Genomic DNA, 23,365 nt, shown 5'->3' with positions numbered 1-23,365 from the left:
CCGCTCATCCTTTCCCCGAACGGATCGGCGTGTTTCGTTTGCGGTACCATTTGTCCACCAGGATGGCTGCCACTGTAGAAACGAAGGTCGCCATCAGTGTCGTTCCGACAATCTCGGCCGGATTGACCGAATTGTAGCTCATTCGGATGGCGATAAGCGTCGTCGGTATCAATGTAATGCTGGCCGTATTCAGCGCCAGCAGCGTGCACATGGCCGGGCTTGCGATATCCTTGTAAGGATTCAGCTTCTGCAGCTCCTGCATCGCCTTGATTCCCATCGGCGTAGCCGCATTGCCCAGCCCCAGGATGTTCGCACTCATATTGGACATGATGTATCCGAGAGCGGGATGATCCCGCGGAACGCTCGGGAACAGGAAGCGGACGATCGGGCGCAGCAGCACCGCCAGCTTTTGCAGCAGCCCGGCATCCTCCGCGATCCGCATGATCCCTAGCCAGAACACCATAATGCTGATCAGTCCGAAGCAGACGGTTACCCCGCTCTTCGCTCCGTCGAACACCGCTTCCGTCACCAGCTCGATGCGTCCTTGAAAAGCGGCGACAACAAAGCCGGCCACGATGAAAAACAGCCAAATGAAATTGACCATCCCGTCCCCTCCGATCTAAGCCGTTTTCCCGGTAAACAATACCCTAATCAGCATTTGCAGAATATAAGCATATTTCTGCGCCCAGGTTGACCCACCAAGGTCGGATTCGTTGAAGTAAAAGGCAGACCGGTCCTTCAGCAGCAGTCTCGGACTATCCTTCGCATACAAGGGAACCGAGCCGATCCGCTTCCCGTCCAGCATGATCTGCAGCTCGCCCAGCTCGCCCAGCCGGTAGGCGGCGGAGGACGCATCGTTCATAACCGGCTTCCGGGTAAACCGGCCTGTCTCTGCTGCTTCCGCAGGATAAACGAAGGAGGCGCCGGCGACATAAGGCGTGCCCTCCACCGCATCGCCCTTCGAGACCAGCGGAAGAAGCGGATAGTGCTTGAACCCGTAATCGAGGAGCCGCTGATGATCGAGCCAATCGTTCGAATCGCTCAGCGTCACTACGGCCAGCTGCTGGCCCCCGCGGGTGGCGGAGGAGATGAGACAGCGCTTGGCAAGCTTCGTGTATCCGGTCTTCACGCCGTCAGCTCCGTCGTATAACGAGAGCATTTTATTTTTGTTCACCCAGCTGTAATCCCAGCTTTCGTTAGGATTCGGCACTTTCTTCACTTTCGTCTTGACGATCTCGGCGAATACCGGGTTCCTCAGCGCGTAGGCCGTCAGCTTGGCCATATCGTTCGCAGTCGAATAGTGGCCTTCCTCATCGAGACCGCTTGGATTCTTGAAGCTGGAGCCGCTCATGCCGAGCATACGCGCTTCTTCATTCATTAAATAAACGAATCCTTCCAGACTCCCGCCGACATGCTCGGCGATGGTCATCGCCGCGTCGTTCCCGGAACGGAGCATCATGCCGTAGAGCAGATCCTTCAGGTTCATCTCCTCCCCGAGCTTCAAATAAATCGAAGAGCCTTCCTTGAGGTAGGCGTTCTTGCCGACCTTTGCCTTATCGGAGAGCTTCCCGTGCTCGATAGCGACGATCGCCGTCATGACCTTGGTCAGACTGGCGATTCGCATCGGCTTGTCTCCCCCGGAGCTGAAGAGTAGCCGTCCTGAAGTGACGTCGATCAAAGCCGCCGCCTCCGCACTGGTCGAAATCGCCGGCGCCGCCTCCGCTGCTCCGGGTAGCCGCGCTCCGGCCCAGAGCAGCAGCAGGGCCAGCCCCAACAAAATGGTTTTTTTCATAGATATCCTCCCGCCGGCATGCGCATTTGAGCCCCTACTTGTACATGTATATGCTTATCCCAAACGGTTATTCCGTCCCTGGCGCACACGGCAAAAACCCCGTAAACGACAAGCGGGAACGCTTGCGTTTACGGGGTAAAGCATCCGGATCTTTTCCTATGCCGGATCGGCCGCCGGTTCAATGCAGCCGGGATCGTCGTTCTGGACCTTCCCGACTCTAGGGTCAACGGGGTAATACCGCATCTCCTCCGGCGGATAGACACGCAGCAGATCGCCAAGCACCTTCGGATGATTTTCACTCCGATCGAGCCACGTACGCTCGGCTTCCCGGGTCAGGATCACCGGCATCCGCTGATGCACTTCGGATACCAAGGCGTTCGCGTCTACGGTAAGAATCGTGCAGGTGGAAAGCTTCATGCCGTCGTCTGCTACCCAAGTATCGTACAAGGAAGCCATGCCGAACAGCTCCCCGTCCTTTCTCGTAAAGCGCATCGGCTGCTTCGAACGCCCGGCCGGCTTCCATTCATAGAATCCGTCCGCCGGAACGATACAGCGCTTCCGTTCGAGCAGCCGCCGGAACGAAGGCCGATCCGCCGCCGTTTCCGACCTCAGGTTAATTAAACGGTATGCGCCGCTCTCGTCCTTCGACCAAGCGGGGACAAGCCCCCAACGGAGCTCTCCGAACCGCCTTTCCTCCGCCTGGGACCCGCCCGGGCCTCCGATGATCGCCGGAATCCATTGTCCCGGAGCGATATTATAGCGGGGCTGATACTTGCCCGGCCTCCCGTCCAGCAGAAACCGCATCACAAGCTCGTCCCATGAAACGGTAATCGTGAAACGTCCGCACATGAAGGCAGCTCTCCCTTCGCAAACCGGTATGACTTTATTATACCTCAGTCGACGTGTTGAATGAAAACGGTTAGCTTCTGCGACAAATCGAGCTCGTACGGGACGCAAGGCTGCGCTGCCGAATCCTTGAACACGCGAACGACCGGACGCTGCGGCACGGCCGGATTGATGCCGACGACTACCCCGCTCTCACCCGTACTGAGACGGACCGACAGCCCCAGCGGATAGATGGCCACATGGTCGCGGAATACGGCAACCTTCTTCTGTTCGTACAGCGTGCCGACACCGGCGAACAGCATCTCCATCGCCTGATGCGGCAGCATGGCAAGCCGATGGGCCCGGTGCGTCGTCATAGCGTCATAGCTGTCCGCGACGGCAATCCACTTGGCGTACTCGTGGATCTCTTTGCCCTTGATCCCGCGCGGATAACCGCTTCCGTCCTCACGTTCATGGTGCTGGAACGCGCAGTGTGCGGCCAGCAGCGGAATGTTCGGCTCGTCCTTCAGCAGCTTGAAGCCGATTTCGGTATGCTTCTTCACTTCGTTGAATTCTTCCGGCGTTAAGCTTCGGGGGAGCTTGAGGAGCTCCTGATTAATCTTGGTTTTGCCGATGTCATGAAGCAGCGCGCCGATTCCAAGCGTGAGCAGCTCTTCGTTTCCGTAGCCGTTCACCATGCCGAGCATAGTGGCATAAATGCATACGTTCAGGGAGTGCTGGTACAAGTAAGAATTCAGCACGTTCATATTCACCAGCATAAGCAGCGTATCGGGCCTCGCGCTGAGGTCGTCGATAATCATCTTGATCACGTTTCCAAAGGCACGTCCAAGCACATGGCTCTTGGACAGCTTCTGCTTGCTGCCCGTCTCCATAAACTCGCGGAAATGCGTTCGTATTTCCTTCAGCGCCTTTACCCGGGTTTCATCGGAGATCGCATCCTCAATCTGCACGTCGTCTGTCGCAGGATCAAAAATATACAGATAATCTATACCGAGCTGTTCAAGCCGCGTTATCAGTCCTGAGGTCAGCTCAACGCCGGAATTCAGAAGAATAACGCCCTCTTCGCTATAAATGCATTTGCCCAGACGCATCCCGGGCATGCAATTTCTTGTAGGCAGCAAACGCATGAATTTCCTTCTCTCTCATGACTTTGGACCTAATCCTTTAATTTTCCTAAAAATAATATAGTGCATCCGATATGAAAGAGCAATAACGAATATTGTCGTATTGCAGCAAATTGGACGACGCCTTCGCGCCGTCCTCAAAAAGAAAAAGCCGTCCGAAAAACGGACAGCCCGGAAGGGTTATAGTCGTTAAACTACGAAATTTTGATTCTCGATATTGTTCGTTACATGGGTCGTTCCTTCCGTTCCGATACCGGTTTTCATACCGGATTTCATCATTGATTGGATCCGGTCCACCACACTTGGCGCGGAATCGATCAAGCGCTCTATGAGGTGCGTTTGGTTGTCAAGAGGTACGACCTTCACCCCGTGCTTGCCTACAACGAGAAAGGCGATCGGCGTGATCGACACCCCGCCGCCGCTGCCTCCCCCGAACGGCAGCTCGACCTTGGCGTTCATCATGTCGCCGCGCTGTCCCCCGGCTGCGGATTCCTCCGTAACGAATTCGCTGCCGCCTGCCGCGAAACCGAAGCCCACTTTGCTGATGGGCATAATGACGCTGCCATCCGGCGTTTCTACGGGGTCGCCGACAATCGTATTCACGTCGACCATTTCTTTAATATTTTCCATCGCCGTCTTCATCAGACCTTGAATCGGATGATCGGTCATCATGTATATCCTCCTTTACAGATTCGCCTTTGGTGGAGTAAACAATTATAGAATGCCCGCCGGGCGTCCCGCTTATGTAATAGCCGATCACGTCTTGAACAAAACCCTTTGCCAGGTGCGGATTCCGCCCTTAATACGGGCGATCCTTAGCAGAAGGAGGCAACCGGCATACAGCAGGAAGCCGAGCCGGATTTCCAGCTTGAACATCAGCTCCATCGTAAAATGAAGCTCGTTGAACGCCGGCATGATCTGAAGCCTTGGCTGCGCCTCCAGCCGTATTTTACGAAACAGAAAGGCCAGCATCGACGACTTCAAGCCCCACAACATGCCTACCACACATGCGGTCTGTGCCGCATCGCCGATACCGACGGAGGTTTTCCATACAAAGGATGTGCAGCGCACTCTCTTCAGCGTATCGAGAAGCCAGACGTTAAACTGAAAACAATGCTCCAGCAGCAGCTTCGCATTCTCGAAAGCTGTCTTGATTTGGGCTACCGTAATCCCTTGCTTCTTATCTTTGACCAGCTCTGCGTCCGACTTGTCCACCCGCTCCGACTTCATGTCCAGCCGCTCCAGCAGCTTATGCATTTCCAGAATCGGAATCGTATAGCGGAATCTCACCATACCGAATAAGGCATGGAGATCCAGTGTCAGCTCGTCATTTTCATCCTGCCTCGTAAACGTAAACAAAATACGAATATTACTCGACAAGACAAGCCATGCGAGGAGCAGCAAAGCCCCGGCCGTCCACCATGCCCAAACCATTCCCGGCTCCTACCTTCCTTCCCTCCGTACGCCAGGCGTATTGCGACACTCGTCTATCTCCCGACGTCTTAGCTTGCATTACCCGCATAATTAGAAGCCAGGATAAACGGCTACGCCGTCCTTGTCTTACAAGAACCAGCGCGTTTATCAAGGTTGATGCGAAGCTATAAGCCCACGAAAACTTATATATTCTTATCAACTAAAAAACTCCCGCAGCCGGAAGTGTCTTCGTAACCGGATCTACAGGAGTTAGTATAACCTTGATTTGGCAAATCATGCGGACTTCAGACGTCTTCCGGATCGGGCAATTGATCGAAGGTAAGCTGCTCGCCGTCCAGCTTCTCGAACAGGAGCCTCGTTTCCTCCTCCAGATTGTCCTCATTCTCGAACAGCGACGTTTCAGGCAAGTCTCCCAAGGACGCCAGCGCAAAATGATCGAGGAACGACTTCGTCGTTCCGTACAGGATAGGCCTGCCCGGAGCATCCGCCCGGTCCACCTCCTGGATCAAATCCTTCCCGACGAGCGTCTGCAAGGGCCGTTCCGATTTTACGCCGCGGATTTCTTCGATCTCGACGCGAGTGATCGGCTGCTTGTAGGCTACGATCGCCAGCGTTTCCAGCGCCGCTTGGGACAAGGATGCCCGGGATGGCGAATAGGCGAGACGCTCAAAAAAAGGAGCGTGCTCCGGCAGCGTAGCGAGTTGGAACGTTCCGGCCAGCTCGACGATCTGAATGCCGCGGCCCGCGCGCTTCAGATCGGCTTGAAGCTCCTGCACCAGCTCCAGCGTAAATCCGGCGTCTTCCTCCAGCACTTCCGCCAGCTGCCTTACGCTTAAGCCCTCGTCTCCTACGACGAACAGCAGTCCTTCAATAATCGATTTCATCCGGCCAAACTCCATATGCCACGCCATCCTTTCTTTCCTCAATCACAATATCGTCGAACGCCTTATGCTGAAAGCAAACGATTTTCTTCACCTTCATCAGCTCCAGCAAAGCAAGGAACGTTACGACGATCGCATCTCGCGTTGCATGCTCATCCAGCAGCTTCGAGAAAAACACCTTGCCGCCGTGATGCTCCAGCGATGCAAGCACTTCAAACATCCGGTCCTTGACCGAAATCTCATCCTTCCGGATTTTGGCCACCATATGACGGCTCTGCATCCGGCGCAGCGCCTTGCGGAACGCATTCACCAGATCGCCGACGTGCAGCCCTTTGACCGGATTCTCCGGAATTACGGGAACGTAAGGCGTTAAATCCTCGGGCTCCCGGGTAAAGATCATGCTCCGCTCGGCTTCCTTGTCCCGCAGGTGATCGGCGATCGCCTTATACTTGCGGTACTCGATCAGCTTCGCGACAAGCTCCGCGCGGGGATCATAATCCTCGTCCATCATATAGTCCTCGAATTCGAGATCCAGTACGGGAGGCTTCGGCAGAAGCATCTTGCTCTTGATGGACAGCAAGGTGGCGGCCATGACGAGAAATTCGCTGGTAACCTCCAGCTCCAGCTCAGTCATCGCATCTAGGTAACCCATATATTGATCCGTAATCTCTTTGATCGGAATATCGTATATATCCACTTCCGCCTTGTCGATCAAGTGCAGCAGCAGATCCAGGGGGCCTTCAAAGGTTTCGAGTTTTACCGTGACTTTCACTTTCTAGATCGTTCCCCCTTGCACGATCCACAGCGTCAGAGACGGCTATAGACCGCTTAAGAAAATTGTTTGGACAGGTTCGCCATTTCGATCGCCGTAACGGCGGCCTCCCAGCCTTTGTTGCCCGCTTTCGTCCCCGCGCGTTCCACCGCTTGCTCGATGGAATCGGTCGTCAAGACGCCGAAGATCGTCGGCACGCCGGTTTTCAGGTTGACCGCGGCAACGCCTTTCGCCGCTTCGTTGCATACGTAATCGAAGTGAGGCGTGCTGCCGCGAATGACGGCGCCGAGCGTAATGACGGCATCGTACTTGCCGCTCTCGGCCATTTTTTGCGCGATCAGCGGAATTTCAAAGGCGCCCGGCACCCAAGCAATGTCGATTTCGTTCTCCTGTACGCCGTGGCGCTTCAGCGCATCCTGAGCGCCGCCCAGCAGCTTGTGGGTGATGAATTCGTTGAACCGGCCGACCACGATACCGTATTTTAACCCTTGCGATACTAAATGTCCTTCATATATTTTCGCCATGTCTCTTCTACATCCTTTTCTGAATGAAATTTTTTTCTACAAAATACAACAGTTACCGACTCAGGTTAAATATTAAACTCCAGCAGATGGCCGAGCTTGGACTGCTTCGTGCGCAAATAACGTTGGTTGTCCTCGTTCTCCTCCATCTGAATCGGCACCCTCTCCACCACTTCGAGACCGTAGCCTTCCAGGCCCCGGATTTTCCGTGGGTTGTTCGTCAGAAGCCGGATTTTGCTGATGCCGAGATCTTTCAAAATTTGCGCGCCGATGCCGTAATCCCGCAGATCGGCCGCGAAGCCCAGCTTTAAGTTCGCATCGACCGTATCGAGTCCCTGCTCCTGCAGCTTATAGGCCTTGAGCTTGTTGATCAGCCCGATGCCGCGGCCTTCCTGGCGCATATAGAGCAGCACGCCCGAGCCGGTCTCGTCGATCTGCTTCAGTGCGGCAGCCAGCTGCGGCCCGCAATCGCACCGGTGGGAGTGGAATACGTCACCGGTCAGGCATTCGGAATGGACCCGCACCAGCGTCGGCGATTCGCCGCTGATCTCTCCCTTGACCAGTGCGACATGCTCCTTATTATCGACCTGATTCGTATAAGCGATCGCGCGGAACTCGCCGAAGTCCGTCGGCATCCGCACCTCCACCTCGCGCTCGACGAGCTTCTCCTTCAGATTGCGGTACTCGATCAAAGCCTGGATGGTGATGATCTTCAGCTCATGCTTCCGGCTCAGCTCCAGCAGCTCCGGCACGCGGGCCATTTCGCCGTTCTCCTTGATGACCTCGCAGATGACCGCCGCGGGATAGGCACCGCACATCCGGGCCAGGTCGACGGCCGCTTCCGTATGCCCCGCCCGGCGGAGGACGCCGCCCTTCTTCGCGATCAACGGGAAAATATGTCCCGGTCTGCGGAAGCTCGACGGCCTTGTCTTCGGATCGATCAGCGCCTTGACGGTGCGCGACCGCTCCGAAGCCGAAATTCCGGTCGTCGTCTCCACGTGGTCCACCGAAACCGTAAACGCGGTCCCGTGGTAATCGGTATTGCGCTGCACCATCGGCGGAAGATCCAGCTCCTGCGCGCGCTCTTCGGTGATTGGCGCGCAGACGAGACCGCGGCCCTCTTTGATCATAAAGTTAATGACCTCGGGAGTCGCCTTCTCGGCCAGCGCGATGAAATCGCCCTCGTTCTCGCGGTCTTCGTCGTCCACCACGATGACTACCTTGCCTCTCATCAAATCATAGATCGCTTCTTCGATCGAATGGAAGCCGTTCGTTCCCGTCATGTTCCTCACTCCTTGTCTCATTACATAAATCCGTGCTCGGATAAAAAGGACGCCGTCAGTCCGCTTGCCTGGGACCCGCCTCCATGACCCTTTCCGTAGGTCAGGAGCCTTTCGATATATTTGCCTAACACATCGCACTCCAGATTGACTTCGTCGCCCGCCTTCTTGTACTGCAGCACCGTCTCGGCCAGCGTATGGGGAATGATCGAAACCCGGAAAGAGGTTTCCTCCACGTCCACTACTGTAAGACTAATGCCGTCGATCGTGATGGAGCCGTGCGGGATGACGTATTTGAGGATCGTTTCGTCTTTGGGGGCAACCCGGAAGACGACCGCATTCTCCTCCGCCGTCCGCGACGCGATGATGCCCGTGGAATCGACATGCCCTTGCACGATATGCCCCCCGAAGCGGCCCCCAGCCGCCATCGCCCGTTCCAGGTTGACCGGGGCGCCGGCGGATAACCGCTCCAGGTTCGTTCGCCGGAACGTTTCCGGCATGACGTCGACGCTAAATGAACTCGAGTCGAAGGCTATGACGGTAAGACAGACGCCGTTCACGGATATGCTGTCTCCCAGATGCACGTCCTCCAAAATTTTCGCCGCGCCGATGGTGAGCACCATCGCTTGGCCTTGTTTCGCCATCCGGCGCATCGAGCCGATTTCTTCAATAATTCCCGTAAACATCCTTCTACTGCGCCTCCTTCCCGCCCGCATACTGCGGATAGCCGGTAATGCATAAATCTTCGCCGAACGATTGAACGCTCATGCGTTCGAGGCGGATCGCCTCGCCCATCCGCTCGAAGCCGGCGAAGTCCATACTCCCGGGCGCGAGGGCCCCGCCGCCGATAATCTTCGGTGCGAGGAACAGCACCAGCTTATCGACAAGGCGCGCCGCGAGCAGCGCGCCGTTCAGCTTGCCGCCGCCTTCGACGAGCAGCGAGCCGATCTCGAGCTCGCCGAGCTTCGCCATGGCGGCGTACAAGTCGACTGCCGGGCCCGGCCCGCAGTCGATCACCGTGACGCCGCGCGCTTCGAGCTCGCGGCGACGCGCCTCCGGCGCCCGGTCGGTCGTCAGGACGACCGTGGGCGCCGCCCCGTCCCGGACGAGCTGCGCGTCCGGGGGAATTCTCAGCGCCGAGTCGACGACGACGCGCATGGGGTTCAGACCCGGAACGGAAAGCCGGGTCGTGAGGGCGGGATCATCGGCTAACACAGTGCCGATGCCGGTCAGGATCGCCAGGTGGCGGTGGCGCAGCGTGTGCACGAACGAACGCGAGGCGTCGTTCGTGATCCACTTGCTGTCGCCCGTCTTCGCGGCGATCTTGCCGTCCAGCGTGCTGGCGGTCTTCACGGTGACGAAAGGGCGGCGGGTGACGATGAACTTGTTGAACGCTTCGTTCAGCAAGTTGGCTTCCCCCTCCAGCACCCCTTGAGTCACCTCCAGCCCGTGTGCACGCAGCCGCTCCAGCCCGCTCCCGGCCACGAGCGGGTTCGGGTCCGTGGCCGCCACCACGACCCGCTTCACCCGCTCCCGGATGAGCCGGTCGCTGCAAGGAGGCGTGCGCCCGTGGTGGCTGCACGGCTCCAAGGTCACATACGCGGTCGCGCCCTCCGCCTCTGCGCCAGCCATGTTCAGCGCGTGCACCTCCGCGTGCGCTTCGCCCCGCTTCAGATGCGCGCCCATGCCTACGATGCGGCCGTCTTTCACGATCACGCAGCCGACCGCAGGATTAATGCCCGTTTGGCCGGAGGCTGAGGAAGCGAGCTGCAGCGCAAGGCGCATGTAATATTCGTCGTTGATGAGCTCCACCGGTCGTCCCCTCCTCAGCTTTGAACGCAAAAATGCCCCTCTCTTCCGGAGAGCAGGGGCATGGGTTAACAAGATTAGATGGAATGACGGATGCGTCAGCAAAGAAACCGCGCCATTCACAGACATTCGGTCCAAGCTGATTCGACACGCAGCGCACGTTCGGTCTAGTCTTGCTCGGGGTGGATCGCCGCAGGTAACCAGGGATAGACTCTACCCGAATCCTGTGCGAAGAAATAACAAATAACCCTCAATCTATGTGAAAAATCACACATGAGCAAACAAACAACCGCCGGCTTCCCCGGTCGAATTCCGATCCGCTATTCTTCTTCTCCCATCCAGACTATACTGTCGGTCTCGGAATTGCACCGAGTCCACCGGCTTCCGGTCGCGGGAATGCGATCGGCTGCACGGGTCACGGACTGAGCTTGGGGCTCTGGAAGCCCTTCATCATCACCGCCGGTAGGGAATTTCACCCTGCCCCGAAGAATAAACAGCGTTCTTATGTTGTTGGAACGGCATGGCTGCCACTTCCAACGTTTGTTTGAAATATTATCATCTGCGCTTGAAAAAAGCAAGGCTTTTGACATATTCCTTTATTTTTCCGATGAATTAACAAGGCAATAACATGGCAAAAAAGGTCCTGCCGGAGCAGGACCCGATTTCCGGATCGATTATACTTCCACGACTTGAACGGATTCCATTTTGTCGCGGCCTTTGAAGGCGTCGACATGCTCCATGCCTTTTACGACTTTGCCGAATACCGTATGCTGCCCGTCCAAATGCGGCTGCGGCTGATATACGATATAGAACTGGCTGCCCCCCGTGTTGCGGCCGGCATGCGCCATCGCGAGCGCTCCGCGCTCATGCTTGTTCGGGTTGATTTCGCAGTTGATCGTGTAGCCGGGACCGCCGGTACCGGTGCCGTTCGGGCAGCCGCCTTGGGCGACGAAGCCCGGAATGACGCGATGAAACACGAGACCGTTGTAGAATCCGGAATTCGCGAGCTTCTCGAAGTTCGCGACGGTATTCGGTGCGTCCTTCTCGAACAAATCCAGCACCACTTCATTGCCGTCGGTTAATTTAATAATCGCTTGTTTAGCCATCGTATGTACGCTCCTTTATTTTCGTCGTTCCATGAATCGACCTTATTTTACTATGAAATGAGGGGAGATACAAATATCGGCACGACGATAAACACTCTTGATCCGGCGGACCGGGTTTGCCGTGCCGCGCGCCGGGTGAAAGCCGAATAGCGCTTGCTTCCTCTCCATTCGGGGAAACAAGCGCTCCGTATATGATATCGCGAAGCCTTACAACGATGGGGTACCGACCTTAGCCCTCATCCGTTCCGGGATCAGATCGTTGCCGACCAGATTCTCGTACGATTCCCGGGTCACTACGACGTCGGAACGGCCGTTTTTCACGAAGACGACGGCGGGACGGCGAATCCGGTTATAGTTGCTTGCCATCGCATAATTATAAGCGCCGGTGCAGGCGACAGCGAGCAGGTCGCCGCTGGTCACAACAGGCAAACGGACGTCCCAAATCAGCATATCGCCGCTTTCGCAGCATTTGCCGGCGATGGATACGACTTCCTCGCCCGGTTCGCCGGCCCGGTTCGCCAGCATAGCCTCATACTTCGAATCGTACAGCGCCGGCCGCGGGTTATCCGTCATGCCGCCGTCCACCGCGACGTATTTGCGGACGCCCGGTATGTCTTTGTACGTTCCTACGGTGTAGAGGGTCGTACCGGCATCGCCGACGATGCTGCGGCCGGGCTCCGTCCAAATCTCGGGAAGCGGATAGTTCGCCGCTCCAAAACGTTCCTTTACCGAATCCGTAATCGCTTTGACGTACTCCGATACCGCCAGCGGCGTGTCCCCGTCCACATAACGAATCCCGAAGCCTCCGCCGAGGTTGACTACGGTGAACGTCACATCCAGCTCGCCCCGCACTTGTACGGCGAAGTCCGCCACTTTCTCCACGGCCAGCTTGAAGCCGTCGACCTCGAAGATTTGCGATCCGATATGCGAATGAATGCCGAGCAGCGTCAGGTTCGGAAGCGTTGCCGCCTCCCGGACCGCTTGATAGGCCGAGCCGTTGCCCAGATCGAAGCCGAACTTGGAATCCTCCTGCCCGGTCGAGATGTATTCGTGCGTATGCGCCTCAACGCCCGGCGTAATGCGCAGCAGCACGTTCGCCTTCTGGCGCTTCTCGCCCGCGATGGCGTTCAAGAGCTGAAGCTCCACGAAGTTATCTACGACAAAGCAGCCGATCTTGGCTTCGAGCGCCATCTCGATCTCGTATGGCGTTTTGTTATTGCCGTGGAAATGAATGCGTTCCGCCGGAAATCCCGCCTGCAGGGCGGTATACAGCTCTCCGTCGGACACAACGTCGAGCGACATCCCTTCTTCTTCGACGATGCGGCACATCGCCATGACGCAGAACGCTTTGCTGGCGTATGCAACTTGATATTTTAACCCGGAAGCCCGGAATGCGTCCACATACTCGCGGCAGCGCTGACGTACGAGCGTCTCATCCATAATATAGAGCGGTGTGCCGTAACGCTGAGCGAGGTCCGTCGTATCGCAGCCGCCGATCTCCAAATGGCCCTGCCCGTTAATTGTACTGGTGCCGTGTAAATACATCGCTCTCTACTCCCTCTTCCCCTTTAAAGACATTACTTTTAAAGTAACACAGGAGAACCCGTTATGACAACAGCCAAAAAGCGGCCTCCTCCCGCTCACCGGCGGGAAAAGGCCGCATACAAGGGTACGGATCGTCACGACTGCGGCTGCCTCGTTCCGTCCTGCGGTTTCGTCAGGCTCATCCGATGCCGCATGGACATGAACGGCCTCCGCACCATAACACCGTACAAGGCTCGGGCGTTGAACGGAATGAACGGCCACAGGTAAGGGGAATTGTAAGAGCGCTGGAGCGCCAGATAGACGATAAGGAACGTCGACGCCAGCACAAAACCGGGCACTTTGAAGAATGCCGCGGCCAGCAGCAGGCCGAGCCGGGCCAGCCGATTCGCCAGACTGAGCTCATAGCTTGGCGTAGCGAACGTTCCGATCGCGGCGGCCGACAGGTACAAGATAACCTCGTTGACGAACAAGCCCGTCTTGACCGCCACGTCCCCAATAAGTATCCCCGCCACGAGACCCATGGCTATAGCCAAAGGCGCCGGCGTGTGCACCGCGGCCATCCGCATGAGGTCCGTCCCGAGCTCCGCGATCAGGAATTGACCGAGTAGCGGAATCTTGCCGACCTTCTGCGGTCCGATGAATTCCAGTCCCGCGGGCTTCAGCTCCGGCGAGGTGACGATCAGAAACCAGAGCGGCAGCAGGAACAGAGACATGGCCATGCCGATGAACCGGACCCAGCGGAGATACGTTCCCACTGCCGGCGTCTGGCGGTACTCCTCCGCATGCTGAACGTGATGAAAGAATGTGGCCGGAAGAATCATCACCGACGGCGACGTATCGACGAACAGCACGACATGTCCCTCCAGCAGATGGGCGGCGACAACGTCCGGACGCTCCGAATACCGAACCATCGGATACGGATTCCAGCGCTTGGAGACGATCGCTTCTTCCAATTGCTTCTCCGCGAGCGGAAGCCCGTCCACCTTCACTTCTTTAATCTTAGCCTTCACGTCCTTCACCAGTTGACCGTCGCAAATATCGTCAATATAAGCGATGCATACGTCCGACTGGGTTCGCGTGCCGACCTGCGTAATCTCCAGCTTCAGTTTCGGGTCGCGAATGCGCCGCCGAACCAGCGTTACATTCGTGAGCAGCGTCTCGACGAAGCCGTCCCGCGATCCCCGGACGACCCGTTCCAAGTCCGGTTCCTGCGTGGTGCGCACCGGGAAGCTCTTGGCGTCCACCAGGACGGCTTCCTTCTGTCCCTCGAAGAAAAAGGCCGTTCCGCCCATCGCTACATTATCGATCGCTTCCTTCAGCTTGTCCGTCTTCTTGACTTGGATATGCGGAATAAGCGCTTCGTCAAACAGCCGGATCACGTCAAGCTTCGCTTCGGCATTTTCCTGCTCCCCAGGCTCGCCGTACCCTCCTGGTCCATCTCGGAGCCCCCGTTCTTCACGATGAATCTGGTCGGCATAAGAGAGGCGCTCGAGAATGGAAGTCAGCACGAAGTCTTTGGCGAAGCCGTTATAATAAAAGATCCCGGTCTTCTGGCCGCCGAAGACCATTTCGCGGAAGATGACATCGAAGCTGCTGTACAGCCCGACAGCTTCCTCCAGTGCTTCCTTCAGCACTCCGAAGTCCCGGCTAATCCCCGTTTCGGGCGTCAGCTTCCCCACAGCCGCCGCATCCGCTTCCGGCTCCCGGGCAGATGGCGTCCCGGCCCCCTGCTCTCCACCGTCCGAGTCTTTAACGGTGTCCAGAATGTTACCGTTCTCGTCGATTTCAAGCTTCTCCATCTGCTCCTCGCCCGCCATGTTTTCTTCCTTTGCCGACTCTTCCCTCTCTTCCCTGCGGCTGCCTCGAATCAGCTTAGCCTTGCGAATGCCTCTATATTTCACCATGACAATTCCTCCTCCCGCTCATCCATTGCCCTAAGTATCATCCACGCAGTGTACCCCGCATCAGCCTAAAACATGCAGCCAATCGATCAAGGAGCCGAATACTTTGCCGAAAATCATGGCCATCAGAAGCCATAGCATATATCCCTCCATTCCGATCCGTTTCGCCAGAATCGGCAGCACGTTGATCACTTCCGTCAGCGCAGCGGCCAGCATGCCGACAAAACAGCCTGCGAGCAGACCGAACAAGGAGGCGGACAGCGGGAATAATCTGTAAACCCATTGGAATATGTCCGTCAGAGTAAAAAAAAGCGATCCCAGCACGACCGCTCCTTCATATTTACGTATCTGCTTGAAGGAGCTTGTGATCTGGGCCAGGCGCGGAATGATATCGAGCACCACCAGGAAAGCGACCATTCCGCTGCCGACCGCGACGCCGCCGGCAAACCCGATAAACACGAGCACGACGATGGCCAGCAGCAAGGTCAAGACGACCCCTCCTTCTCATTTATCTTGAGATATTCTTCGGCAATCACATAGTGATTGACGCTCTCTTGGTACATGAACATCTCGACCTCGAGGGGACTCGGTTCTTCATTGAACTTCTTCTTGAACAGATGGTTGAAGAAGATGATCATGCCGGCCCCGATGCCGATCGAATACGGAATCTGAAGCAGAAGCGGGTGCTCGCTTTCCCTGCCCGTCAGCAGCTTGTAAATATGCCGGTGTACCTCCGCCATGGATACGTCGGCATGAAAGTTCATGATCGCCAGACCCGATCCGACGAACAGCAGCAGCCACACCAGCGCGATCAGCAGCACGTTCGGCTTTTTATACCGGTCCACCACCTCGACCAAGCCATGCGGCTCTCCGAAATGTTCAATTTTCATAAAAGGAAACGACTCTTTCACCTTGCGTACGATCAGGAGCATATCGATCAACACGATGCTGCCGTCCAGCTCGTCCGGCCGGTAAAGCACGATGCCGGAAAGCTTGTCTTCGTACTCGGGCTCCGCCAGCAGCTGAGCGATTTGCCCCAGACGGACCGGTTCGCCGCGGCGGATGCGCAGCCTTTTGCGTATGCGAATGTACAGTACCGGATTAGAAGAAGCCTCCACTGGAGCGGTCCCTCCTCCTGCAGCCTTTTCCCCGTAGTATGAAGTAAAACCAGATCAGGTAAACCTTCAACGCTTTTCCAATAATTCACTCCCGTACTGTGCATAAAGGGGGTAAGCGATACAGAAAATAAATCCAAGAACACCATTACACACAAGGAAGGTGCAAGGTATGGCTAAGACGGCTTTGACGTTAGTGATCATCGGGGCACTGAACTGGCTTCTTGTGGGATTGTTTCAATGGGATCTGGTGGCTGCACTGTTCGGCGGGGACTCGCATCGCGTTTCTTCCGGTTTAAGCCGCATCATTTATACGCTTGTGGGACTGGCGGGTTTGTACTGCATCAGTCTATTCGCTTACGATTTCCGTACGAGAGCGAAGTAAGGGCTCGGGTTCAACCAGGATAAACGGCTACGCCGTCCTTGTCTTACAAGACCAGCGTGTTTACCAAGGTTGATGCGAAGCTATAAGCTATGAAAACTTATAAATTTTTATCAACAAAAAAAGACCAGACAGCTCATTGGGCTATCTGGTCTTTTATGGATTGAAGTATTTTCTTCTCTAACCGGGAAACCTGAACCTGGGAGATGCCGAGGCGGTTCGCTACCTCGGACTGGGTTTGATCGCGGAAGTAGCGGAGGTAAACGATAAGCCGTTCCCTCTCGCTAAGCGAGCCGATGGCCTCATTGAGCGCCAGCTTATCAAACCATTTATCCTGGCCTTCGTCCGCAATTTGATCCATCAAGGTGATGGGATCGCCGTCGTTCTCGAAGACGGTTTCATGGATCGAAGACAACGGTTTATTCGCTTCCTGGGCGAAGACGACGTCCTCCGGCGTAATTTGGAGCTCCTCCGCCACCTCTTTGATCGTAGGAAGCCTTCCGTTGCGCTTCGACAGCTCGTCCTTCGTCTTCCGGATCCGGTTGGCCAGCTCCTTGAGAGAGCGGCTGACCTTCAGCGTGCCGTCGTCGCGGAGGAAACGCTGAATTTCCCCGATAATCATCGGAACGGCATAGGTTGAGAACTTCACGTCGTAGGAAAGATCGAATTTATCGACCGATTTGAGCAGGCCGATGCACCCGATTTGAAACAAATCCTCCGCCTCATAGCCGCGGTTAAGAAACCGCTGCACGACGGACCAAACCAATCGAATATTGCAGTTAACCAAAGTCTCGCGGGCAAGCGCATCGCCGGACTGGCTCAATGCAATCAGCCGTTTGACCTCGGCATCGTCCAAATAGCTGTGAGAAGCATGCTTCAAATCCACATCCATATGATCAATCCCCTAAATTGCCGCACATCCGTGCGCAAATTTGGTTGAACCGTACCGCATTCCCTTTTTTAGTTAAACAACGCTTTTTTCGACTCGATCCGCTTCTTCATCCGAATGGTCGTGCCTACGCCGAGCTCGGTCGCGACCTCCACCTCATCCATGAAATTCTCCATGATGGTGAAGCCCATGCCCGAACGCTCCAGCTCTGGCTTGGACGTGAAGAGGGGCTGCTTGGCCAGCTCCAGATCCTCAATGCCTGCTCCCTGATCCGTTACCGTAATGCGGACCATGTCCTGCTCGATTTCGGCGGAGATGGTCACAATCCCATCGGGCGAGTTATCGTAGCCGTGGATAATCGCATTCGTCACCGCTTCGGAGACGACCGTTTTAATATCGGTCAATTCATCCAGGGTGGGATCCAACTGGGACACGAAGGCCGCAACGGTCACGCGGGCAAACGATTCGTTCTCCGACCGGCTGGCAAATTGCAGCGACATAAAATTCCGTTCACTCATGATACGACCTCCAGACTTTGGATCGCTTGTCTTTCGTTCTCTTGGATGGACAAGATCTTGAACAATCCTGACATTTCAAACAAGCGGTAGACACTTGCACCGACATCGCATACGACCATCTTGCCGCCCTTGGCCGTAATTTGCTTGTAACGGCCCAGAATAACGCCCAGCCCGGAGCTGTCCATAAAGGTCAAATCCTTGAGGCTTAGAATGATATGGCTGCTGTGGCCCCGCAGAATCGCTTCTTCCATTCGGGTCTTCACCGTCTCGGCCGTATGATGGTCCAGCTCCCCGGCAAGCCGGACAATCAGCGCTTTCCGGTAATGCTCCAGCTCGATATGTAAACTCAAGTGCTGCTCACTCCTTCCTTTTCTGCACACTCATTTCTACGCTAAGGAAGGCTTTTCCTGCCCCCCGACAAAACTAGAAGAAATGCGCGACATTTTGAAGAAAAGCGACACATTGCGCAGAAAGCGGCGCATGAAACCGGGCCGCCGCCGGAGCGGTGAAGACGGACAACCCCGAAGAAGCGGTTCGCCTTCGGGGTTGTCTCGGATGTCGGATGGCTGTCGTTCGTACCCTAGTCGATGAAGAACAATCGTTTGGCCGTTCGTTTCGTGAGCGTCCAGAAGCCGGCTTTTTTCACTTCCACTGGCGATTCCAGGGCAAATTCCTTCAGAATCTGATCCCCCCTGTACACAACGAGCTTGCCGACATTCTGACCTGTTGCAATCGGAGCCTTGAGCTCAGGGTTCAGCTGCACCTCATGGCGGATGCCGTTCGCAGCCTCGCCTTTCTTGAGCAGCACGCTGTACGGATGCTTTGCGGTCAGCTGCACGATCGGCACCTCGCCTTTGCTGATTTTCAGCTCGCCCATCGTGTCTCCGGTCTTATAAATCGGAAGATTCGTGTACTGCGAGAACGAGTAATCGAACAGCTTCGTCACTTCCGCGTTCCGTGTCTTCGTATCCGGTTCGCCCATGACGACCGCGATGATCCGGAAATTATCGCGCTTCGCCGTCGCGCTCAGGCAAAACTTCGCTTCGCTCGTATATCCCGTCTTGAGCCCGTCCGCTCCGGAATAGAACCGTACCAGTTTATTGGTGTTGACGAGCCAGAACGGCTTTGGCGTATCCTTGCGCAAGTAGTCCTGATACACCCCAGTAAATTGCGTGATTTCTTCATGCTTCATCAGCTCCTTCGACATCAAGGCAATGTCGTAGGCCGAGGAGTAATGACTTTCGGCAGGCAGACCGTTCGGATTGGAGAAATGGGTATTCTTCATCCCCAGCTGTGCTGAGCGCTCATTCATCATCCGTACGAAAGCTTCTTCCGAGCCCGCCAGCTTCTCCGCCATCGCGACCGATGCATCGTTGCCCGAAGCCATCGCAATGCCTTTAAGCATATCCTGAACCGTCATCTCTTCGCCGGGCTCCAGAAAAATTTGCGATCCGCCCATAGAGGCCGCATATTCGCTGGTGCGCACTTTCTCGTCCATCTTGATCTTGCCTTCGTCCAGTGCTTCCATGATCAGCAGCATCGTCATGATCTTGGTAATGCTGGCCGGAGGCAGCTTGGCGTCTTTATTCTTCTCATAAATGAGCGTTCCGCTATCCGCATCAATGACCGCCGCCGAGGTTGCGCCCGGCGCCAAGTCAATCGGCGGGGCTCCTTTGCCTTCTTCAGCATATGCCGCCGGCATCGCGACCATGAGAAGAAGCTGAATAGCCAATAGCGTTCTACCTATCTTGCTGGTCATAACCTGATCTACCCCTCCTGATCGGAAACTGTAAATGAGTTGCAAGCACTGATAATCAGTGTTGACGCTTTTCGGGCAAAATATTCCCAAGGAGGGGCTGTCGGCCATGGAATTGAAGTGAAGCTTAAAAACAAAAAAAAAGGAAGCAAGAGGCTTAGGCCTCCGGCTTCCTTCCCGGTCCTGCTTTATTGTACAACCAGCTTCGTCTTCATGTTCGGATGTCCCGGACCGCAAGGCAGCACACAGTGTACTTCATACGTGCCCGGCTTGTCGAAAGTTACGTCCGCCGTCTTGGTGTTATTGTCCAATTTGACGTTCAAGCCAACGATTTCCAAAGCATGAAGGCCTTCTTTGTTTAGCAAGGATACCTTCACCTTCTGGCCGGCCTTAACCGTATATTCCGGTTGATCGAATTGATAGTTCGTTGCCACGAATTTCAAAGTTGGGCCTTCCGCCGCTTGGCTGGCTTGCTCCGCTTGTCTGAGGGAGACATTCTGGAACAGCACTCCCGCACCGAGCAGACAGGCAATAAGGAACAACGAAAACATGATCCATTTTTGCATCGATATTCACCCCTTACTGTTTACCTCTTTGACGTATAGTCTTATTGTACAAAATCGTCAGCTGTTTACACATGCCCTTTCCCGTTATACAGGTGAAAAATTTGTGACAAATTTCATAGTTTTGCCAGGACAGGCTGCAGCTCCTTTGCTATTTTAGCATAAATGGGAACGAACAACAAAAACCGTTCAACCAGGATAAACGGCTACGCCGTCCTTGTCTTACAAGAACCAGCGCGTTTATCAAGGTTGATGCGAAGCTATAAGCCCACGAAAACTTATAAATTCTTATCAACCGGAAAAATCCCCTCTTTGGAGGGGATCGCTGCCTGGCGGATTACCGCTGGAAACGATCGCGGATTTGGAACCCGGTACCGCGTTCGAGCTTCTTCGCCTCCTGCTCTTTGAGCAGGTTGATGTCCCGGGTAATTCTGCAGCGGCAGTCGGCGCAGAGCTGATTTTGCCGTATCGGCTTCCGGCAGGAGCCGCAGGTATAATGCAAATTCGGATATTGGCTGAGCAGCAGCTTATTCTCCTTAATAAAGCCGAGAATTCGGCTTTCGCTAACGCCCGTTGCGTTCGACAGTTCGGCATTGGCCGCCTTCCGGTGGTCTCGCAAATAAGAATAACATGCGTTGAAATCGTGCTCGTAGCTATCAATGCATGCTTGGCAAAGGTTTCGAAGGTTTTTTTGAAATACTTTGCCGCAGCTCGGACAGTTCGCAACCTTGAGAAGGGTCATGAGGCATCACACCTTTATAGGAATTGGGAGCATGAAGCGAATGGATATGGTCCTAAAGTATCATGATATACATAGATCAATATACCTATTTTACCACAGATCCGCCTTTTCCGAATAGTCTTTTCTAAACTGATGCCCCTCGTATAGCGATGGAAAGGCGCTGCCATACTAAGAAGGCATTCATCAAGTTCCCGGGAGGTGTAAACCCATGTCGGACAAGCAGCAGGGCCATGGCAATCAGAATACGACGACACGCAACAGCGACAAAGGCGCCAAAAAATCCAAATAACGCGCAAAAAAGCGGCTTCCCTTGATTCACGCAGGGAAGCCGCTCGCTTTTTTGCTGATCTTAGGTATTCACTTCAACCTCGCGAATAAACCGCCTTAGCAGCTCGATAAACGCCGGCTTCGTGCGATTCGCTGCCGCTACGACCTGCTCATGCGTGAGCGGCTTCAGCTCTTTACCGACAGCCATGTCGGTGATGCACGAGATGCCCAGCACCTTCAGTCCGGCGTGCCTTGCGGCAATGACCTCGCCGACCGTCGACATACCGACCGCATCGGCGCCCAGTCCGGCCAGCATAGTCAGCTCGGCCGGAGGCAAGTAGTTCGGGCCGCTGATTCCCGCGTACACGCCCTCTTGAACGCGTACCGAGCTTCCCCGTTCCTTCCCTATCGCCTCAGCCATTCGCTTCGCCAGCGCCAGAAGCTTTCGGTCGTACGCCTCGGACATATCCGGGAAGCGAAGACCCAGCTCGGGATGATTGACGCCGATGAGGGGATTGTCCCCGGTCAAATTGAGGTGGTCGCGGATCAGCATCAAATCTCCCGCTTGGAAGCTCCGGTTCATGCCTCCCGCCGCGTTCGTGACGACCAAAGAGCTAACTCCCAGGAGCTTCATCACGTAGATCGGGAACACGACCTTCTTCATGGAATAGCCTTCGTAATAGTGAAACCGGCCCTGCATGCCGATGACCGACTTCCCTTCCAGAAGGCCGATGACGAACTGACCTGCATGTCCTTCAACCGTAGATACAGGAAAATGCGGAATTTCCGAATACGGCAGGATGACGGGCTTCTCCATCTGTGACGCGATATCGCCGAGACCGGAGCCTAGTATAAGGCCGATCTCCACCGGTCTGCGGTCGATCCTATCCCCGACCCATTGGGCGGATTCCTGAATGTGCTGCACGTAATTGGCTTCCATTGCACTCGCTCCCCTTCCCGGTTAAAGTAACGAAGCTTGTTACATCTTCGGAATAATTCCCAGAATTAGCTGCAGAAACTTTTGTTTCACCCGTTCCGTCGTTTCCATGACTTCTTCATGGGAGAGCGGCTGATCGAGAATACCCGCCGCCATGTTGCTAATGCAGGAAAAGCCCAGCACTTCCAAGCCGGCGTGGCGTGCGACAATCACTTCGGCCACGGTGGACATGCCTACCGCATCGGCGCCCAGCGTGCGCATCATGCGAATTTCCGCCGGCGTTTCGTAGGAAGGACCCAGCAGCCCGATGTACACACCCTCCTGGAGCCGAATTCCCTGCTCGGCAGCGACGGCCTTGGCCGCTTCGCGCAGACGCTTGCTGTAAGCCTCGGACATATCCGGAAAACGAACGCCAAGCTCGCTGAAATTCGGTCCGATGAGCGGGTTGCGGAATGTAAAATTAATATGATCGCGAATCAGCATCAAATCGCCGGCCTGATAAGAGGTATTGACCCCTCCCGCTGCGTTCGTTACAAGGAGAGAACCGATCCCTAGCTCTTTCATGACGCGCACCGGAAACGAAACGGTATCCACGCCGTAGCCTTCGTACATGTGGAAACGTCCCTTCATCAGCAGCACCTCACGGCCGGCCACCGTGCCCAGCAGCAGCTCGCCGGCATGACCTTCAACCGTGGATACCGGAAAATGAGGGATATCCTGGTACTCGATAACGACCGGATTCTCCACCAGATCGGCAATGACGCCAAGACCCGAGCCGAGAATCAGCCCAATTTCCGGCTGTCCCGTATACTTAGAGCGGATATAGGCCGCCGCCTCTTGAATTTTGGTAATCAACGATTTTTCTTCCATGCGGTTCATTCCTCCAATAACGAGATCAGATCATTCGTAAGCCCATCGTTAAAAAACGTTCAGTGCCTGTCCAAGCCCTCTCCCGCACCAAATAATGCCCGTGCAAGGCTTCTTCATGTGCGGCTATACTAGCTTACCGCTATTATCGCAAATCAAAAGCTTCTTTGCAAAATGATTCCACAAATAAACGATCCGCGCATGGCTTTCCGTGCCGGTTTGCTGAAATAACCGCTTCCTTAAAAAGCGCATGAAAATGGTTGCTTTGGAAAATAATAGACATGCTATTTCATATTATTAAATTCTCGTCTATGGGGG

Annotated in this window: 26 protein-coding genes and 1 riboswitch; of the genes, 1 reads left to right on the top strand and 25 read right to left on the bottom strand. The window is 55.4% G+C overall.

The features are described from left to right. Positions 1-4 precede the first annotated feature (4 nt). The 17 genes from O9H85_RS10780 to O9H85_RS10700 form a co-directional block, all read right to left on the bottom strand. Positions 5-604, bottom strand: a complete 600-nt coding sequence (locus O9H85_RS10780; RefSeq protein WP_269881352.1) for a nucleoside recognition domain-containing protein — start codon at positions 602-604, stop codon at positions 5-7. A 15-nt stretch (positions 605-619) separates the two neighbouring features. Further along, on the bottom strand, positions 620-1,792 hold the full coding sequence (locus O9H85_RS10775) for a D-alanyl-D-alanine carboxypeptidase family protein (RefSeq protein ID WP_269881351.1): 1,173 nt from the start codon (positions 1,790-1,792) through the stop codon (positions 620-622). Between the two features lie 156 nt (positions 1,793-1,948). After that, complete coding sequence (locus O9H85_RS10770) at positions 1,949-2,641, bottom strand: SOS response-associated peptidase (protein WP_269881350.1); 693 nt, start codon at positions 2,639-2,641, stop codon at positions 1,949-1,951. Between the two features lie 44 nt (positions 2,642-2,685). Continuing rightward, positions 2,686-3,765, bottom strand: a complete 1,080-nt coding sequence (locus O9H85_RS10765) for an HD-GYP domain-containing protein (RefSeq protein ID WP_269881349.1) — start codon at positions 3,763-3,765, stop codon at positions 2,686-2,688. 186 nt (positions 3,766-3,951) lie between these two features. After that, entirely contained in the window at positions 3,952-4,431 is a 480-nt protein-coding gene (gene ytfJ / locus O9H85_RS10760) for a GerW family sporulation protein (RefSeq protein ID WP_269881594.1), read from the bottom strand. Positions 4,432-4,518: 87 nt separating this feature from the next. Further along, complete coding sequence (locus tag O9H85_RS10755) at positions 4,519-5,196, bottom strand: DUF2953 domain-containing protein (RefSeq protein WP_269881348.1); 678 nt, start codon at positions 5,194-5,196, stop codon at positions 4,519-4,521. 284 nt (positions 5,197-5,480) lie between these two features. Further along, on the bottom strand, positions 5,481-6,095 hold the full coding sequence (gene scpB, locus O9H85_RS10750) for an SMC-Scp complex subunit ScpB (protein WP_269881347.1): 615 nt from the start codon (positions 6,093-6,095) through the stop codon (positions 5,481-5,483). Next, entirely contained in the window at positions 6,064-6,849 is a 786-nt protein-coding gene (locus O9H85_RS10745; RefSeq protein WP_269881346.1) for a segregation and condensation protein A, read from the bottom strand. The genes scpB and O9H85_RS10745 overlap by 32 nt, the downstream gene beginning before the upstream one ends. A gap of 56 nt (positions 6,850-6,905) precedes the next feature. Then, positions 6,906-7,373 carry a 6,7-dimethyl-8-ribityllumazine synthase gene (ribH, locus tag O9H85_RS10740; RefSeq protein ID WP_269881345.1) on the bottom strand — a complete coding sequence of 156 codons (468 nt, stop codon included), beginning with the start codon at positions 7,371-7,373 and terminating at the stop codon, positions 6,906-6,908. A 65-nt stretch (positions 7,374-7,438) separates the two neighbouring features. Further along, the gene (locus O9H85_RS10735; protein WP_269881344.1) at positions 7,439-8,653 is read right to left on the bottom strand and encodes a bifunctional 3,4-dihydroxy-2-butanone-4-phosphate synthase/GTP cyclohydrolase II; all 1,215 of its coding nucleotides are present in this window, start codon (positions 8,651-8,653) and stop codon (positions 7,439-7,441) included. Between the two features lie 20 nt (positions 8,654-8,673). Beyond that, positions 8,674-9,336, bottom strand: a complete 663-nt coding sequence (gene ribE, locus O9H85_RS10730; protein ID WP_269881343.1) for a riboflavin synthase — start codon at positions 9,334-9,336, stop codon at positions 8,674-8,676. Between the two features lie 4 nt (positions 9,337-9,340). Continuing rightward, the gene (gene ribD / locus O9H85_RS10725; RefSeq protein WP_269881342.1) at positions 9,341-10,462 is read right to left on the bottom strand and encodes a bifunctional diaminohydroxyphosphoribosylaminopyrimidine deaminase/5-amino-6-(5-phosphoribosylamino)uracil reductase RibD; all 1,122 of its coding nucleotides are present in this window, start codon (positions 10,460-10,462) and stop codon (positions 9,341-9,343) included. A gap of 319 nt (positions 10,463-10,781) precedes the next feature. Then, positions 10,782-10,953, bottom strand: a riboswitch (FMN riboswitch). Positions 10,954-11,133: 180 nt separating this feature from the next. Beyond that, positions 11,134-11,565, bottom strand: a complete 432-nt coding sequence (locus O9H85_RS10720) for a peptidylprolyl isomerase (protein ID WP_269881341.1) — start codon at positions 11,563-11,565, stop codon at positions 11,134-11,136. 207 nt (positions 11,566-11,772) lie between these two features. Then, positions 11,773-13,110 carry a diaminopimelate decarboxylase gene (gene lysA / locus O9H85_RS10715; protein WP_269881340.1) on the bottom strand — a complete coding sequence of 446 codons (1,338 nt, stop codon included), beginning with the start codon at positions 13,108-13,110 and terminating at the stop codon, positions 11,773-11,775. 134 nt (positions 13,111-13,244) lie between these two features. Further along, on the bottom strand, positions 13,245-15,014 hold the full coding sequence (locus O9H85_RS10710) for a spore germination protein (protein ID WP_269881339.1): 1,770 nt from the start codon (positions 15,012-15,014) through the stop codon (positions 13,245-13,247). A gap of 60 nt (positions 15,015-15,074) precedes the next feature. Further along, complete coding sequence (locus O9H85_RS10705; RefSeq protein ID WP_269881338.1) at positions 15,075-15,500, bottom strand: stage V sporulation protein AB; 426 nt, start codon at positions 15,498-15,500, stop codon at positions 15,075-15,077. Beyond that, entirely contained in the window at positions 15,497-16,129 is a 633-nt protein-coding gene (locus O9H85_RS10700; RefSeq protein WP_269881337.1) for a stage V sporulation protein AA, read from the bottom strand. The genes O9H85_RS10705 and O9H85_RS10700 overlap by 4 nt, the downstream gene beginning before the upstream one ends. A gap of 169 nt (positions 16,130-16,298) precedes the next feature. On the opposite strand from O9H85_RS10700, the gene O9H85_RS10695 reads away from it, so the two are divergent. Further along, positions 16,299-16,511, top strand: a complete 213-nt coding sequence (locus O9H85_RS10695) for a DUF378 domain-containing protein (protein ID WP_269881336.1) — start codon at positions 16,299-16,301, stop codon at positions 16,509-16,511. Positions 16,512-16,644: 133 nt separating this feature from the next. Here the strand turns inward: O9H85_RS10695 and sigF are convergent, their stop codons facing one another. From sigF to O9H85_RS10655, 8 genes are all read right to left on the bottom strand, one after another. After that, a complete protein-coding gene (gene sigF / locus O9H85_RS10690; protein WP_269881335.1) occupies positions 16,645-17,400 on the bottom strand; it encodes an RNA polymerase sporulation sigma factor SigF in 756 nt (251 codons plus the stop codon). 68 nt (positions 17,401-17,468) lie between these two features. After that, positions 17,469-17,915 carry an anti-sigma F factor gene (spoIIAB, locus tag O9H85_RS10685; protein ID WP_269881334.1) on the bottom strand — a complete coding sequence of 149 codons (447 nt, stop codon included), beginning with the start codon at positions 17,913-17,915 and terminating at the stop codon, positions 17,469-17,471. Further along, positions 17,912-18,265 carry an anti-sigma F factor antagonist gene (gene spoIIAA, locus O9H85_RS10680; RefSeq protein WP_269881333.1) on the bottom strand — a complete coding sequence of 118 codons (354 nt, stop codon included), beginning with the start codon at positions 18,263-18,265 and terminating at the stop codon, positions 17,912-17,914. Before spoIIAA ends, spoIIAB begins: the two co-directional genes overlap by 4 nt. Positions 18,266-18,495: 230 nt before the next feature. Beyond that, positions 18,496-19,674, bottom strand: coding sequence for a D-alanyl-D-alanine carboxypeptidase family protein (locus tag O9H85_RS10675; RefSeq protein WP_269881332.1), 1,179 nt, complete (start codon positions 19,672-19,674; stop codon positions 18,496-18,498). 185 nt (positions 19,675-19,859) lie between these two features. Then, positions 19,860-20,237: a cupredoxin domain-containing protein gene (locus O9H85_RS10670; protein ID WP_269881331.1), complete on the bottom strand. Its 378-nt coding sequence runs from the start codon at positions 20,235-20,237 to the stop codon at positions 19,860-19,862. A gap of 334 nt (positions 20,238-20,571) precedes the next feature. Continuing rightward, positions 20,572-20,976, bottom strand: a complete 405-nt coding sequence (locus tag O9H85_RS10665) for a flagellar protein (RefSeq protein WP_269881330.1) — start codon at positions 20,974-20,976, stop codon at positions 20,572-20,574. Positions 20,977-21,325: 349 nt separating this feature from the next. Beyond that, positions 21,326-22,183, bottom strand: a complete 858-nt coding sequence (locus O9H85_RS10660; protein WP_269881329.1) for a purine-nucleoside phosphorylase — start codon at positions 22,181-22,183, stop codon at positions 21,326-21,328. A 39-nt stretch (positions 22,184-22,222) separates the two neighbouring features. Then, a complete protein-coding gene (locus O9H85_RS10655; protein WP_269881328.1) occupies positions 22,223-23,050 on the bottom strand; it encodes a purine-nucleoside phosphorylase in 828 nt (275 codons plus the stop codon). Positions 23,051-23,365 lie beyond the last annotated feature (315 nt).

This window comes from Paenibacillus gyeongsangnamensis, assembly GCF_027533625.1.
Classification (GTDB): domain Bacteria; phylum Bacillota; class Bacilli; order Paenibacillales; family NBRC-103111; genus Paenibacillus_G; species Paenibacillus_G gyeongsangnamensis.
Note: the sequence above shows the minus strand (reverse complement) of the source record. Positions and strands in the feature narration are given on the sequence as shown.

Excerpts from the sequence above, each read along its gene's own strand:
- O9H85_RS10780 (WP_269881352.1), bottom strand. The coding sequence starts at position 604 with ATGGTCAATTTCATTTGGCTGTTTTTCATCGTGGCCGGCTTTGTTGTC.
- O9H85_RS10775 (WP_269881351.1), bottom strand. The coding sequence starts at position 1,792 with ATGAAAAAAACCATTTTGTTGGGGCTGGCCCTGCTGCTGCTCTGGGCC.
- O9H85_RS10770 (WP_269881350.1), bottom strand. The coding sequence starts at position 2,641 with ATGTGCGGACGTTTCACGATTACCGTTTCATGGGACGAGCTTGTGATG.
- O9H85_RS10765 (WP_269881349.1), bottom strand. The coding sequence starts at position 3,765 with ATGCGTTTGCTGCCTACAAGAAATTGCATGCCCGGGATGCGTCTGGGC.
- ytfJ (WP_269881594.1), bottom strand. The coding sequence starts at position 4,431 with ATGACCGATCATCCGATTCAAGGTCTGATGAAGACGGCGATGGAAAAT.
- O9H85_RS10755 (WP_269881348.1), bottom strand. The coding sequence starts at position 5,196 with ATGGTTTGGGCATGGTGGACGGCCGGGGCTTTGCTGCTCCTCGCATGG.
- scpB (WP_269881347.1), bottom strand. The coding sequence starts at position 6,095 with ATGGAGTTTGGCCGGATGAAATCGATTATTGAAGGACTGCTGTTCGTC.
- ribH (WP_269881345.1), bottom strand. The coding sequence starts at position 7,373 with ATGGCGAAAATATATGAAGGACATTTAGTATCGCAAGGGTTAAAATAC.
- O9H85_RS10735 (WP_269881344.1), bottom strand. The coding sequence starts at position 8,653 with ATGACGGGAACGAACGGCTTCCATTCGATCGAAGAAGCGATCTATGAT.
- ribE (WP_269881343.1), bottom strand. The coding sequence starts at position 9,336 with ATGTTTACGGGAATTATTGAAGAAATCGGCTCGATGCGCCGGATGGCG.
- O9H85_RS10720 (WP_269881341.1), bottom strand. The coding sequence starts at position 11,565 with ATGGCTAAACAAGCGATTATTAAATTAACCGACGGCAATGAAGTGGTG.
- lysA (WP_269881340.1), bottom strand. The coding sequence starts at position 13,110 with ATGTATTTACACGGCACCAGTACAATTAACGGGCAGGGCCATTTGGAG.
- O9H85_RS10710 (WP_269881339.1), bottom strand. The coding sequence starts at position 15,014 with ATGGTGAAATATAGAGGCATTCGCAAGGCTAAGCTGATTCGAGGCAGC.
- O9H85_RS10695 (WP_269881336.1), top strand. The coding sequence starts at position 16,299 with ATGGCTAAGACGGCTTTGACGTTAGTGATCATCGGGGCACTGAACTGG.
- sigF (WP_269881335.1), bottom strand. The coding sequence starts at position 17,400 with ATGGATGTGGATTTGAAGCATGCTTCTCACAGCTATTTGGACGATGCC.
- spoIIAB (WP_269881334.1), bottom strand. The coding sequence starts at position 17,915 with ATGAGTGAACGGAATTTTATGTCGCTGCAATTTGCCAGCCGGTCGGAG.
- O9H85_RS10675 (WP_269881332.1), bottom strand. The coding sequence starts at position 19,674 with ATGACCAGCAAGATAGGTAGAACGCTATTGGCTATTCAGCTTCTTCTC.
- O9H85_RS10670 (WP_269881331.1), bottom strand. The coding sequence starts at position 20,237 with ATGCAAAAATGGATCATGTTTTCGTTGTTCCTTATTGCCTGTCTGCTC.
- O9H85_RS10665 (WP_269881330.1), bottom strand. The coding sequence starts at position 20,976 with ATGACCCTTCTCAAGGTTGCGAACTGTCCGAGCTGCGGCAAAGTATTT.
- O9H85_RS10660 (WP_269881329.1), bottom strand. The coding sequence starts at position 22,183 with ATGGAAGCCAATTACGTGCAGCACATTCAGGAATCCGCCCAATGGGTC.
- O9H85_RS10655 (WP_269881328.1), bottom strand. The coding sequence starts at position 23,050 with ATGGAAGAAAAATCGTTGATTACCAAAATTCAAGAGGCGGCGGCCTAT.